Here is a 13,104-nt window from a genome sequence, read left to right as displayed (position 1 = left end):
TAAACATAAAAGGTGAACGAAATCACCCTGATTGATATTCTTGGCACAGAGCGGGATGATGTGGTGGAGACGGTTCAGTTAAAAATAGAGCGCAAGAACATATACAGCCATATCCACATTCTTGATGAGAGGGAGCAGGAAGTGATTCGTGCGCGGTTTGGACTGGGAGGGGAAAAGGAAAAAACGCAGCGGGAAATTGCCAAGGAGCTGGGAATTTCGCGTTCGTATGTGTCGAGGATCGAAAAGAGAGCTTTGATTAAGTTGTTTCATGAATTTTACAGGGTGGGGAATAATCGCGGAGGGGCTTCTCATGCCTAGAGGCTGAGTCTTTCCATCTTTCTTTTCATTTTTTTTGCGGTGTTTTCTTTTTATAAGAAGCCGCTTTTTTTGTGCCGGCAGGTTGTCCCTGTTTTACCGGATTTGCCGGAGGCTGAACAGGTATTTTATTCGTGAACACTTTGTTGCAATCTCGCAAAAAAGGATGAACTTGGGTCAAAGAAGTATATTATAGAATCAGTTCGTTTATGGCATGCCTTATTGCCTTCCAGGATCACCTTTGCAGAGGAGGGAGGGGAAGGGTGAATCGATATCAACATCGGAGTTGGCAAGCGGCTGTTGCTGCTTTGGGGGTATTGATCTTTCTGTCGGGATGTGGAAGCCCGATCGATGCCGCGGTAAACCGATTAAACGGAGCCAAGCAGGAACAGCCGGTTTTTCGGGCAATCGCCTTTCCAACGGATGAGCAAACACTGGCTCCGGGAGCATCCTATTCTCTTACCTTGTCAGGGATTACGCCGGCAAACCGCAAAGTGGAGCTGAATTCCGATCAAGTTTCTTATACGGTGAGCAATCCCGAAGTTGCACAAGTGGATTCCCAAGGGCGACTCACGGTAAGCAAACAGGCGAAGACGGGCTCATCTGTATGGGTGACGGCGGTATACAAGCAGACTAGGGCAACCATGCGCGTCCGGGTGATTGTTCCGTTAAAAGACACGATCAAGATCGATAGCAATGGACTGGCTGTGGTTACCAACCCGGCGGATTTGTCCGTTGTCGTAAATAAACACCGTAGTCTGCCGGCCGATTATGTTCCGGCTGATTTGATCCAGCCCAATATTCCGTTTGCGGGTCAGGGGGATCTGGAGAAGAAACACTTGCGCAAGGAAGCTGCCCACGCGCTGGAACAGCTGGTACAGGCAGCTGCGAAACAGAATCTTCATCTGGTCGGGATTTCGGGATATCGGTCTTATGCCCGGCAAAAGGCAATCTACGAAAACAATGTAAGAAAAAATGGGAAAGAAAGAACGTCACAATTCAGTGCTTATCCGGGACAAAGTGAACATGAAACGGGTTTGGCAATCGACGTTTCCAGCCCCAGCGCCCATCTGGCTTTGGATGAATCATTCGGGGAAACCAAAGAAGGAAAGTGGCTGGCCGAACATGCCGCCGAGTATGGGTTCATCATCCGCTATCCCAAAGGGAAAACACAGATTACGGGTTATGCGTACGAACCTTGGCACATCCGGTATGTCGGAAAAGAGATCGCCCAGGAAATCGCCCAGAAAGGAATTACGCTGGAAGAATATTTCCAAGGAAAATAGAGCATCCATTTACACATGGCTGCTCTGTTTTTTTATGTAGCAGAATGGTTGTTCAATCAAAAAAAGGGACCATTCCCTCAGGGGGGGGATGATCCCGGCCGGTCGATTTGTTTAGAAACCGCAGGTAACGAGAACCGATTCATGCGGATGGATGGTAATGGTCCGAAGCCGTCCAAATGGGCGGCCGCAAGTGACCACGACCGAACTGTTGCCACATCTGATCCTGACGGCATCTCCTGGGCGAAGGTGAATCCTTCGGTGACGGGAAGTGGTTGATCTTCTGCATTTTACCAAAACAGACTGGTTGCGGCGCAAGTGAACGGTTCTGTTTTCGCGTCGGTGAGGGTGTAAAATGACGGTTCGCCTGCGGTGGTCATTGTTGTCATTGTGATCGTTATGATTATCATGATTGTTATGATTGTGGCGGCGGTTATTTAAAGTTTGCATACAAACTCCCTCCTCTCTTTGAAATGTCATTCCGGGAAATCAGTGTCATTTCAATGGAATTAAGGCCAAAAACTCTTGTTGGCGCCATTTCTTCGTCTCTATTAATCTATGAGAAATCTGTTTTTTTGGTAGCGGCGGATTCCTATTTTTTGTTGAAAGATCAGAGAAGAGGGGAAGGAGGAGGGAAGATGAATTTTTCGTCTTTTTTTGGTATTGAAAAAATATCAGGAGGGATGAAATATTTTGTAATTTGCGTGTAATTTATTCGTAATTCTCCTGTTTATTATAGTCATTTTTAGCATTTTCGTTGTAAAATTAATCAAACTGTCATATTTCGTCCATTTATACAACACATTTCGTCATAAAATGAAAAGTGGCGATGTGATAGATTAATTTTGAACGAGCTATGTAAACCTGCGGATTAATCCTTTTGCGCAGGCTTACATACGAATTAATTTCCAATATTTATAATTTATGTATATATCGCGAAGCCTAACTTTTTCTGCTGCAACTGCGGATGAATGTCACTTCTTGAGCTTCGTCAGGAAAGGGTGAAAGCAAGCCATGTTTGGAAAAAAACTTCGCCGGTTGAAGCAGGCGGCCATCCTTCCCGGATTATTCCTGCTCTTAACCGGATGTGCCCCGATCAAATCCGGGGTTCTCAATCCGCAAGGGCCGGTCGCGAAAAAACAATTGGACCTGATCTTGTGGACTTCGGGTTTAATGCTCCTTATTTTTGTCGTGGTTGGGATTCTTTTCGTCTATATGCTTGTGAAATATAGAGCAAAGCCGGAAAACGAGGGTTATGAACCGCCCGAAGTGCATGAAAACAAATGGTTGGAAATGATTTGGACGGCGATCCCGATCGTGATCGTGGCGCTTATTGCAGTTCCTACCGTAACGATGACGTTTGATTTGGAGAAATCGCCGAGCCCTCACAAAAAACCGCTTGTAATTGAAGTGACTTCAGCCGATTGGAAATGGATTTTCAAATATCCGGAGCAAGGGATCGAAACAGTCAATTATGTGAAGATCCCCGCAGATGTTCCGATCCGGTTTGAATTGAACGCAGTTGGTGCGATGAACTCCTTCTGGGTTCCTGAGTTAGGCGGACAGGAGTATACCATGCCCGGTATGTCCATGAAATTATGGCTTGAAGCGGACAAGCCTGGTACCTATGTCGGCCGCAGTGCCAACTTCTCCGGTCGTGGATTTACTCATATGCAATTTGATGTCATTGCGCAAAAAGAAGCAGATTTCAACGCATGGGTTGAGCAGGTTAAGAAAACGGCACCAAAACAAACGGAGGCCCAATGGAAAAAACTTCTTCAACCCGGTCTGGTAGGGGAACAAACCTACTCTTCCTACCCGAAACTGAAAGAAGATCCAAACATGAACCATGACATGAAAGACATGGATCACGGTACTTCCGAGGCGAACTCCATGAATCATGACATGAGTGGGATGAACCATGGCATGGATGGCTCCGAAACCATGACCCATATGGAGTGAATTCTGGTGAAAAGGAGGTAGGAGAAACATGAGCAGTTTATTTAGCTTTAAAATGCCGGAACACGGCTTCTTCGTAACCGGGGAGCCGATGATCTACATGGCTGACGTGTTGATCGTTCTGGTGACGTTGGGGATCATCTTCGTCCTCACCTACTTTAAGAAATGGCGTTGGTTGTGGGATGAATGGTTGACAACCGTCGATCATAAACGCATTGGGATTATGTATATCATCTCTGCGCTCCTCATGTTATTCCGCGGTGGGGTGGACGCGCTTTTAATGCGGACGCAACTGGCATGGCCGGGCTTGAATTTCCTCAACGCCCAACACTATGACGAAATCTTTACCACCCATGGTACGATCATGATTTTGTTCATGGCGATGCCGTTTATCGTCGGTTTGATGAACGTGGCAGTTCCGCTTCAGATCGGGGCCCGCGACGTTGCGTTTCCGGAACTCAACGCTGTCAGCTTCTGGCTGTTTTTCGCCGGGGCGATGTTGTTCAATATTTCATTTGTCATCGGTGGATCTCCGGACGCTGGATGGACCAGTTACACACCGCTTGCCGGAAATGAACTTGATCCGGGACCTGGAGAAAACTATTATTTGCTGGGATTGCAGATTGCCGGGATCGGTACGCTGATGACCGGGATCAACTTCTTGGTGACGATTATCAAAATGCGCGCACCGGGTATGACGCTCATGAAAATGCCGCTGTTTACCTGGTCGACCTTAATCACTTCTGTGATCATTATCTTTGCTTTCCCTGTTTTGACAGTGGCACTTGCCCTGCTCACGATTGACCGCCTGTTTGGTGCACACTTCTTTACGGTCACGGCCGGCGGTATGCCGATGATGTGGGCGAATCTGTTCTGGATTTGGGGACACCCGGAAGTTTATATCGTGATTTTGCCGGCATTCGGCATTTTCTCCGAAGTTATCAGTACGTTTGCTCGGAAACGTTTGTTCGGATACCGGGCGATGGTTTATTCGATGGTGGCGATCTCCGCACTCAGCTTTATCGTTTGGTTGCACCACTTCTTCACCATGGGACAGGGACCGTGGATCAACTCGTTCTTTGGTGTCTCGACGATGCTGATCGCGATTCCGACCGGGGTCAAAGTGTTCAACTGGCTGTTAACCCTTCACAAAGGGCGGATTGAGTTTACCCAGCCGATGTTGTGGGCACTTGCCTTTATTCCCAGCTTCCTGATCGGTGGAGTGACCGGTGTGATGCTCGCCGCAGTACCGGCAGACTATCAATACCACAACAGCTACTTCCTGATCAGCCACTTCCACTATGTGCTGATCGGCGGTACAGTTTTCGGCTGCTTTGCCGGACTCACCTACTGGTGGCCGAAAATGTTCGGGCACAAGCTGGATGAACGTCTGGGCAAATGGGCATTCTGGGTCTTCAATATCGGGTTCCACCTCTGCTTCATTCCGATGTACCTCGTCGGACTGCAAGGAATGACCCGCCGCATTTACACGTATCCGGCCGAAACCGGATGGGGTCCGATCAACATGGTGGAAACAATCGGTGCCTTTATCATGGGGATTGGCTTCCTCATCTTCTGTTACTGCGTCTACTACAGCGCACGCTTCGGTGAGCGCGATGTGACTGGCGATGCCTGGGACGGCCGCACGTTGGAGTGGTCCTTATCCTCTCCGGCACCACACTACAACTTTGCGCACATCCCGAAAGTGGAGGCGCTCGACGCTTGGTGGCACATGAAGAAGGAGAAAGGCAAAAAGAAAGAAAAACCGGAACCCTATAAACCGATTCATATGCCGAACAATACGGGAATGCCGATTGTCATGTCCGCGTTTATGTTTGTTGCCGGTTTTGGCTTTGTTTTCGAATGGTATCTGCTGGCCATCGGCGGACTGATCGGTGTGCTCCTCTGCATGCTGTGGCGTTCGTTTAACGACTATGACTCCCACCATTATGTATCGGTGGAGGAAATCAAAAAACACGAAATGGCGAGTTAAAACCAATCATCATGCGGTAAGGAGGATGTCAGGATGGCTGCAATAAGCGAAAAGGCCACCTCCTCCGGCCCCTTGGAGTACTCAACGGAAGAAGGAAGCCTGAAGATTTTTGGCTTCTGGATTTTCCTGGGGGCGGAGATCGTTCTGTTTGCGACGCTGTTTGCCACATACCTGGTTTTGCACGGGCAAACGGCCGGAGGTCCTACTTCCAAAGAGCTGTTTGAAGTACGGGATTTCATGATTGAAACGTTGCTGCTGTTGACAAGTAGTTTTACCTGCGGCTTGGCCGTGCTGGAAATGAGAAAAGGAAATAAAAAGGGCTATATGGCCTGGATGGCGATAACGCTTCTCCTTGGCCTCGGATTTCTCGGCATGGAGATCCGTGAGTTCGTCACTTATGTATCGGAAGGGGCAGGTCTTTCCCGAAGTGCATTTTTGTCCGGTTTCTTCATTCTGGTGGGTACGCATGGTGCCCACGTCAGCCTCGGGGTTCTCTGGATCTTGTGTGTCATGGCCCAAATTGCCAAACGCGGCTTTACTCCGATGACTGCGCGTAAAGCATTCATTACGGGATTGTATTGGCACTTCCTCGATGTGGTCTGGATCTTCATCTTTACAGCCGTATATTTGACAGGGGTGGTGACCTGATATGGAACAAACACAGCATCATTCACCAAAGCATCATATAATCGGGTTTATCTGGTCGTTGCTCCTTACCTTTGCGGCTCTTTGGGTCACATTAAAAGCGCCGATTCCCGTGGGTTTGCGCTTGACGATTATTGTGATTCTGGCCATTTTCCAGTTTGTCGTTCAATTGGTTTACTTCATGCACATCAGTGAAGGAGACAGCAAGGTGTTCCAGATCATCAATCTGCTCTACGGCATTTTTGTCGCGGTTGCAACGGTGGCCGGTTCAATCTGGATCATGCTCTACAATACAATGTGAGTGAAACCCAAGGCTCGTTTTGATGCGGGCCTTGGGTTTTTTATGCATTTGTTTGATTTGATTATATTATATCACGAAAAAAACAAACTTGTCTGTTTTATTACGATTTTTTCAAGATTGTTACACGTGGATAACGCTCATGTTTCGAAATTACATAACTGATTTTTCGGTATGATGTGTAAACGGAATTTCTCATTGGTTCTGAAGCGGTCCGATCTGATTTCTCTCTAAAATAAAAGGAGGAAAGAGCCTAAGCTCCAACCTCCTCCGATGTTCGGTCATCACTTCATTGATCATCAAGAGTAAAATATCTGAACCAGCAAAACGAGATTGAACGCGATGATAATGACGGCGACGAGCCAGGCGAGTATTTGCAGCCAGCGGGGATTGGCGAAGCTTCCCATTTTGCTTTTGTCACCGGTAAACTTGATCAGCGGGACAATGGCAAACGGCAATTGCAACGAGAGAATCACCTGGCTCAGAACCAGCAGATCCATGGCTCCTTGCGCCCCGTACAAAGCGGTCATGATTGCAGCCGGTATGATGGCGATCAGCCGTGTAATCAGACGGCGCAACCACGGTTTTAACCGGAGATCAAGGAAACCCTCCATAACGATCTGTCCGGCCAAAGTGCCGGTCAAGGTGGAATTTTGCCCCGATGCGAGCAGGGCCACGCCGAATAAAATGCTGGCGGCGGAGGTGCCCAATATCGGGCTTAATAATTGGTAGGCCTTGCTGATATCATCCACAACCATGCCGAAGCTGTGGAAGCTGGCCGCCGACAGAATCAGAATCGCCGCATTGATAAACAGGGCAAAGAACAAGGCGGCCGTTGTATCGAGGGTGGCAAAGCGGATCGCCGCTCTTTTTCCGTCCGTCGTATGGGGGACGGCTCGCGTTTGCACAATGGATGAATGAAGATAAAGGTTGTGCGGCATCACCGTAGCACCCAAGATACCGATGGCAATATAAAGCATATCGGGATTGGTAATGATTTGGCTGCTTGGCACAAACCCTTTGGCGATTTCGTGCAATGTGGGATGGGCCAACGCCAGTTCCACGGCGAAACAGAGAAAGATTACCACCATAAACGAAACGACGATCGATTCAATATAGCGAAACCCTTTGTTTTGAAGGAGCAAAATCAGAATAATGTCGACCGCTGTCAACAGAACGCCGATTAGCAGCGGAATATGAAACAGCAGTTGCAGGGCGATCGCAGTTCCCAGCAGTTCGGCCAGGTCGCAGGCAGCAATCGCCAGTTCACACAAGACCCAGAGGAAAAGGGATACCGGCCTGGAATAATGATCGCGGCATGCCTGTGCCAGATCCCGACCGCAGACAATGCCCAATTTGCCGGCGAGTGTCTGCAATAAAATGGCCATCAGATTTGAGAGCAGAATGACAAAGAGCAGTGGGTAGCCAAAGGTGGAACCGCCGGCGATGTCGGTTGCCCAATTGCCCGGGTCCATATAACCGACCGCCACCAGATAACCGGGGCCGACAAAAGCGAGGAATTTGCGAAACCAGGAACCTTTGGCCGGAACCGGAAGAGAACGGTGAACTTCCGGCAGACTGGGAATGGTCCGTTCTTTTTTCCACCCTCCCCAATCCATCCGCATCATCGAATTCTTCATCTTGACACACTCCTCTTCTATTTTATGTACGGAGCCATTATTTTTGCGCCAGGGCAAAATTTGCGGTAAAAAATAGAACCAAATCTCATTTTGGCCGAAAAGGACAGAATGGCTATACCCAATCACCGACTTGAATGAAGGGATCTTTCCAAGAGGTGTTTCATGCCTTTTGTTTTTTTTGCTTATGGTTAAATTGTAGAGGGAGGTTAAAAAAGTTTCCCTTATACAAATAATAAAAGGAAATAGTTATTTATTCAATCATTATTTTTAGAAGGAATTCGATTTTACCTACATAAAGAAGTTATTTCTATTTTATGGGTAAAGGAGAAAATTGTTCCATGTCGTGATTTTTTGCATGTCTTGAACTTAAAAGCAAGACACTAGCATTGAAGAGAGGAGAGATGAAGATGAGAACTATCGGCATTTATTTATTTTTATTGGTAACATCCCTTCTGTTCATTGTGGGAATTGATTTGGCGATCGGGTTTCCCTTGGGGGAATCGATCGAAAAAATGTTTTTTCCGTTTGAGATGATGGATTATATGGCCATTTTTTTAACCGTTTCGTTTTTAGTTTATCCGCTAGTGCGCAACCTGATTTGGTGGGGGATGAATCTGGTCAGATGAATGGGCACGTTTCTTTTTGATCCATCCGATCAGGAACAACAAGAGCGGAATAACCGTTTGCATGGGTAAATGCAGGTAGCGGGGCACAAAATATTCCCCTTCGCTCAGATGTTCAGCAATATTGGCCGCGATAAATTGGGAAAGGACAAATAAGATGGCACCGATCGGTGTCACTAACTTTTTTTGCTCTCCTTTAAACAGATCAGTTGCTCCGATTACAGCGCTCATTAAAAAGAGCGCGATTTTAAAGAAGCCACCGATGACCAAGATGACAATCGCCAAACTATCGAGACGCTGCAAAAAGTAAAGCAGGTTGACCTTGCCTAGCGAGCTCAATAAAGGAAAAGTGGAACGGGCTGTCACTTCAGGCCCCAGTACACCCACCATCACAGCTAGGATCAAGGATAAAAGCAATCCGCTGAAGATCATGGTTATCGCGGTGATTTTATACAGCGATTGATTGGTTTGCACATAAGGGTACAGCATGGTGAACAGAATGATTTCTCCATACGGGAACGTATAGACGAGAGGATAGGCTGTTTTTACAATAAGCACGGGGTCTTCGGCAACGGGTAAAATTCTGTCCGGATTAAAAACGTTGGTAATGAACAAAACAGAAAGAATGGAAAAGATGCTCAGAATATAGATCATGCCGAAAATCTCTCCGGTCTTCCCCAGATTTTCGAGTCCATGGCTTAAAACATAGACTATACAGATCATAATAAAAGCACTAATGGCAGAGAGAGGGGTATAGTCTAGCAAAGCTGTTTTCAACAGATCAGAAAGATCGCGCAACACCCTGCTTCCAACATAAATAAAGTAGAGAACGTAGAGAAGGGCAAGCGGCCACCCAAGCCATTTTCCCAATATTTTTCGAATAACCCCGGTTAAGGGCACATCGGGATGAAGTTGATGCAATTTGATATGCAGCCAGAGCAAAGCAAGGCCGCCAACCAACGCGGCCAATATGGCAATCCATGCATCCTGCTTGGCTTGAATTCCCAGACTGACGACGATGCTGCTGCTCAATTGTTGCAGCAGAATGAGAAAGATAAGCTGTGTGTGGGTACATTTATTCTTTGTCATGTTCTCTCCCTTTCTCCTATTTGAACTCATAAGGTTTTTTCCGCAAGCCCGAGTCTGTGATGTTGACAAAGATATCGAGGTTTACTTTCGCTTTGGTAAACAAATCGTCCCAATGGTTTTTCAGTTTGTTCCAAGATTGTGGGGAGGCGCGGTGGATGGCCTGACCAAATCCGAAAACATCGGTCTTGACCTGTTTGGCAGCATGAATCGCACTTTGGATAAATTCGCCAATCTTTTTGGCAGACTGTTTTCCCAGCATATTGAGGACTTTTGGATCTTCCAAATTGAGGGGGCATTCGGTTTCTTTTATATCGCCATTGGTCCGAACCGTAATATGAAAAGTGGGGGTCCCATGGACCATACTCGCTTCTACTTTTGTTTTGGAATAATTAATTTGAATCGCTACTTTACTGGGCTTGTTTTTACAATTAATGCTAAATGTTCCGTGTTTCATTTTGTCCAAGAGAAATATGGTTCCGATCGCGGCAGAGTTATTGATCCAACTCACAAGTTTATCCTTTTTAAACAATCCCATTTTTGAGATAGCAAGTAGTGGCGGCGAGGTTGATTGGAACGACTGCTGCTCGGTTGCTTTCTTTCCGTTATTGGATAATTCGACGCCGCTTAAAACTAAATCGATTCCTGGTGTTGATAAGATGCTAACAACGTCGTTTTCAATGAGATTCAAGGCTTTACTCGGTGTCCCTTCTGTTATTAAAACTTTTTGAGCTAAGTTGTAAGCAGGGATCTGATCAAGTGGAGTGAGAGCGCTGATGACGTTTTCCGCTGTTGTCCCGCGGGCAATCAAAATCGGAACATTGATGCGCCCTTCCATAGAGCGTTCCTTTACATCAAAGATCGTAGCAATTCCTTTGCGCGCCAAAGCTTCGCCGATCACGATGATTTGTGTATGAGAGAAGTTCATGTGTCGGCTGATCTTATTGGATGCATTTTGAATGGCTTCAATGATATTATTGCCCTCTCCTGTATAAACCGTGATAGGAGAACCTCCCTTTCCACTTCCGCCGATTGGCTGTTGAACCATATTATTAGGATTCATGACTTGAAATGTTAAGCGATAAGGATAGTGACTGCCTTGGTCGTACCCGATCGCGGTCACAAAGGACAGCTCATTTAATTCAAAGTAATTCCAACATCCGGAGATCGGAAAGGTCAGGCACATGATTATGCCCAGCTGGATGAGCCTTAGCTTTTTACCATTTAATCTCATCCTGATCCATCCTCTTCTTTGCTAGGTCGGCCATTGCGCAAACGGTATTTGGCTATCATGTTTTTCTTCAGCGGATGAAGATCAGCCGGCCGTTTTCTGATCATCCATAGGGGAAGGCGAATAAAGGTGTCTCCCCATGCTTTTAGGTTGAGCGGTGAGAACGGCTCTAAATAAGGGACGCCGAAGGAACTTAGCGAATTCATGTGCGAGATCATCACGACCAGCCCTAACGTAATGCCGAGCAACCCGAACGTAGCGGCCAGAATCATCATCACGAAGCGGATCAGCCGGGCCGTGATTGCCAGCTCATAGGAAGGATTGACGAAGCTGGCCAGTCCCGTGATCGCTACGACAATGACCATGGCCGGTGTAACTAAACCCGCAGATACAGCTGTTTGCCCCAGCACAATTGCTCCGACAATGGTGATCGCAGTACTTAATACCCGCGGAGCGCGAATTCCCGCTTCCCGTATCACTTCAAACATTAATTCCATTATTATCGCCTCAAACAGGGTGGGGATCGGCACATTTTCGCGCTGCGCCGACAGATTGATCAAGAGAGAAGTAGGTAACATCTGCGGATGATGCGTGATCAGGGCCACGTAGAGAGAGGGAAGAACCAACGATACAAAAAAAGAGACAAAGCGGACCAAACGAAGAAAACTGGCAATATCATATCGTTGGTAGTAATCTTCGCTGGCCATAAAGAGATGTCTGAATGAAGAAGGAACGACCAGTGCGAAAGGGGTGTTATCCACCAGGATGGCGACACGCCCGTCCATCAAATTCCCACAAATATCATCGGGTCGCCCTAATGTAAGAACGGTCGGAAACGGAGTAAAGGTCTTTTCTTCAAGAAAACTTTCGATATAACCGGATTCCAACACACTGTCTATATCAATTTCTTTCAGTCGTTTCAGCACATCTTTGACAATTTTAGGATTGGCGATCCCTTCTATATGCAAAACAAAAATCTTCGTGTGCGTAAAATGACCAAGATCCAGAGATTTCACTTTTAGATGAGGGCTGCGGATACGGCGGCGAATAAGGGATAGATTGACTTTTATCGATTCGGTAAAGCTGTCCAGAGGGCCGCGGATGACAGATTGTGCCGTCGGCTCTGAAATTGGCCGCGACTTCTCGCTCGCAGTGGAACAGGAAATGGCTTTTTTCCATCCGGCACCGACCAGCACCGCATTGCCGGATATAATCGATTTGATGATTTTTTCCTTTGTCTCGAGAATGGCGATTTTTCCGATGCTCAAAGCGCGATTTTTGACCATATCAAATGACAGTGCTTCATCGTCGAATTCCTTCGGGAGCAACCCGGAGGCTAAGGTGAGGGATTTAATCACCCATTCATCGATTACTTTTTCGTCTACCAGACATTCTAAATAAATGATCCCGAATCGGGTTTCATTGTTATTCCCGGCGGAAAAAGTGCGGATTACGAAATCGGGGCTTTCGCTAAATTCTTGTTTGATGTAGCTAAAGAGTTGATCCAATGACGGATCAATCGGTTCGTTTTGATTTTTCTTGGTGCCAGAGGCCGGTTGCCGGTTCCGGTATCGGGAAAAGAACATGGATTATCACCCAGCCTTTTACTATGATAAAAATAGTGTTTTTCATTTTTTATTTTGCTATTCCTGTTTATGGGAAATCAGGTATGTTGATTAATGATATACGGGATGTAGACGGGGGGATTTTTTAACGTCCATTGTCGTCTTCGCACAGAGCACAAGCACCAAACGCAGGGGAAAACGCGGGCAAATATTTGAGCGAACGCAAGTTTTGCCCGCCCCCGAAGTTTGGTGCAGAAGTGGTTTTCATTGCTTCCGCGCAATGCGACAAGAGACAGAGACCCAAAAATCCACTCCAAATCTTCCGGAATAATGCACATCAATACGCCTGTACATATGGAATTAACTGTCTAAAGTTTAGTTAATATAAAAACAGGGAATCAAACTAGGGCACTTCGGTTTCTGACTGGATGGAGTGCCGGTTTAAGTTAAAAAAAGGTAATCGGAG

General features: G+C 46.8%; 12 protein-coding genes. 7 read left to right on the top strand and 5 right to left on the bottom strand.

What is annotated here, in order from left to right; all coding sequences use genetic code 11:
* Positions 1-12 precede the first annotated feature (12 nt).
* Positions 13-318, top strand: a complete 306-nt coding sequence (locus JG50_RS0114445) for a sigma-70 family RNA polymerase sigma factor (protein WP_235281695.1) — start codon at positions 13-15, stop codon at positions 316-318.
* 260 nt (positions 319-578) lie between these two features.
* The gene (locus JG50_RS19765; RefSeq protein WP_052154359.1) at positions 579-1,601 is read left to right on the top strand and encodes a D-alanyl-D-alanine carboxypeptidase family protein; all 1,023 of its coding nucleotides are present in this window, start codon (positions 579-581) and stop codon (positions 1,599-1,601) included.
* Between the two features lie 111 nt (positions 1,602-1,712).
* On the opposite strand, the gene JG50_RS19760 is transcribed toward JG50_RS19765, so the two are convergent.
* Positions 1,713-2,048: a hypothetical protein gene (locus tag JG50_RS19760; protein WP_152568594.1), complete on the bottom strand. Its 336-nt coding sequence runs from the start codon at positions 2,046-2,048 to the stop codon at positions 1,713-1,715.
* 564 nt (positions 2,049-2,612) lie between these two features.
* Between JG50_RS19760 and qoxA the strand changes: the two genes are divergently transcribed.
* From qoxA to qoxD, 4 genes are read left to right on the top strand one after another with little or no spacing between them, the layout of a single operon-like run.
* Positions 2,613-3,560 carry a cytochrome aa3 quinol oxidase subunit II gene (qoxA, locus tag JG50_RS0114425; RefSeq protein WP_081943956.1) on the top strand — a complete coding sequence of 316 codons (948 nt, stop codon included), beginning with the start codon at positions 2,613-2,615 and terminating at the stop codon, positions 3,558-3,560.
* 52 nt (positions 3,561-3,612) lie between these two features.
* Positions 3,613-5,550, top strand: coding sequence for a cytochrome aa3 quinol oxidase subunit I (gene qoxB / locus JG50_RS0114420; protein WP_033101830.1), 1,938 nt, complete (start codon positions 3,613-3,615; stop codon positions 5,548-5,550).
* A 33-nt stretch (positions 5,551-5,583) separates the two neighbouring features.
* A complete protein-coding gene (qoxC, locus tag JG50_RS0114415) occupies positions 5,584-6,198 on the top strand; it encodes a cytochrome aa3 quinol oxidase subunit III (RefSeq protein WP_033101795.1) in 615 nt (204 codons plus the stop codon).
* 1 nt (position 6,199) lies between these two features.
* Entirely contained in the window at positions 6,200-6,496 is a 297-nt protein-coding gene (qoxD, locus tag JG50_RS0114410; protein ID WP_033101794.1) for a cytochrome aa3 quinol oxidase subunit IV, read from the top strand.
* A gap of 296 nt (positions 6,497-6,792) precedes the next feature.
* Here the strand turns inward: qoxD and JG50_RS0114405 are convergent, their stop codons facing one another.
* Positions 6,793-8,133, bottom strand: a complete 1,341-nt coding sequence (locus JG50_RS0114405; RefSeq protein ID WP_033101793.1) for an Nramp family divalent metal transporter — start codon at positions 8,131-8,133, stop codon at positions 6,793-6,795.
* 407 nt (positions 8,134-8,540) lie between these two features.
* On the opposite strand from JG50_RS0114405, the gene JG50_RS0114400 reads away from it, so the two are divergent.
* Entirely contained in the window at positions 8,541-8,759 is a 219-nt protein-coding gene (locus JG50_RS0114400; RefSeq protein WP_033101792.1) for a hypothetical protein, read from the top strand.
* On the opposite strand, the gene JG50_RS0114395 is transcribed toward JG50_RS0114400, so the two are convergent.
* Genes JG50_RS0114395 through JG50_RS0114385 form a run of 3 tightly spaced genes read right to left on the bottom strand, consistent with a single transcriptional unit; the run spans position 8,715 to position 12,659 of the window.
* The gene (locus JG50_RS0114395) at positions 8,715-9,845 is read right to left on the bottom strand and encodes a GerAB/ArcD/ProY family transporter (RefSeq protein WP_052154358.1); all 1,131 of its coding nucleotides are present in this window, start codon (positions 9,843-9,845) and stop codon (positions 8,715-8,717) included. The genes JG50_RS0114400 and JG50_RS0114395 overlap by 45 nt on opposite strands.
* Before the next feature lie 16 nt (positions 9,846-9,861).
* The gene (locus tag JG50_RS0114390; RefSeq protein ID WP_033101791.1) at positions 9,862-11,076 is read right to left on the bottom strand and encodes a Ger(x)C family spore germination protein; all 1,215 of its coding nucleotides are present in this window, start codon (positions 11,074-11,076) and stop codon (positions 9,862-9,864) included.
* Positions 11,073-12,659, bottom strand: a complete 1,587-nt coding sequence (locus JG50_RS0114385) for a spore germination protein (protein WP_052154357.1) — start codon at positions 12,657-12,659, stop codon at positions 11,073-11,075. The genes JG50_RS0114390 and JG50_RS0114385 overlap by 4 nt, the downstream gene beginning before the upstream one ends.
* Between the last annotated feature and the right edge of the window lie 445 nt (positions 12,660-13,104).

Source organism: Thermoactinomyces daqus (assembly GCF_000763315.1).
In the GTDB taxonomy this organism is placed as follows: domain Bacteria; phylum Bacillota; class Bacilli; order Thermoactinomycetales; family Thermoactinomycetaceae; genus Thermoactinomyces_A; species Thermoactinomyces_A daqus.
This window is presented reverse-complemented; position numbering and strand designations above follow the sequence as displayed.

Bases quoted from the DNA above. Each gene is read 5' to 3' on its own strand.
- qoxC (WP_033101795.1), top strand. From the start codon at position 5,584: ATGGCTGCAATAAGCGAAAAGGCCACCTCCTCCGGCCCCTTGGAGTAC.
- JG50_RS0114400 (WP_033101792.1), top strand. From the start codon at position 8,541: ATGAGAACTATCGGCATTTATTTATTTTTATTGGTAACATCCCTTCTG.
- JG50_RS0114405 (WP_033101793.1), bottom strand. From the start codon at position 8,133: ATGAAGAATTCGATGATGCGGATGGATTGGGGAGGGTGGAAAAAAGAA.
- JG50_RS0114385 (WP_052154357.1), bottom strand. From the start codon at position 12,659: ATGTTCTTTTCCCGATACCGGAACCGGCAACCGGCCTCTGGCACCAAG.
- JG50_RS19760 (WP_152568594.1), bottom strand. From the start codon at position 2,048: ATGCAAACTTTAAATAACCGCCGCCACAATCATAACAATCATGATAAT.
- qoxD (WP_033101794.1), top strand. From the start codon at position 6,200: ATGGAACAAACACAGCATCATTCACCAAAGCATCATATAATCGGGTTT.
- qoxB (WP_033101830.1), top strand. From the start codon at position 3,613: ATGCCGGAACACGGCTTCTTCGTAACCGGGGAGCCGATGATCTACATG.
- JG50_RS0114390 (WP_033101791.1), bottom strand. From the start codon at position 11,076: ATGAGATTAAATGGTAAAAAGCTAAGGCTCATCCAGCTGGGCATAATC.
- qoxA (WP_081943956.1), top strand. From the start codon at position 2,613: ATGTTTGGAAAAAAACTTCGCCGGTTGAAGCAGGCGGCCATCCTTCCC.
- JG50_RS0114395 (WP_052154358.1), bottom strand. From the start codon at position 9,845: ATGACAAAGAATAAATGTACCCACACACAGCTTATCTTTCTCATTCTG.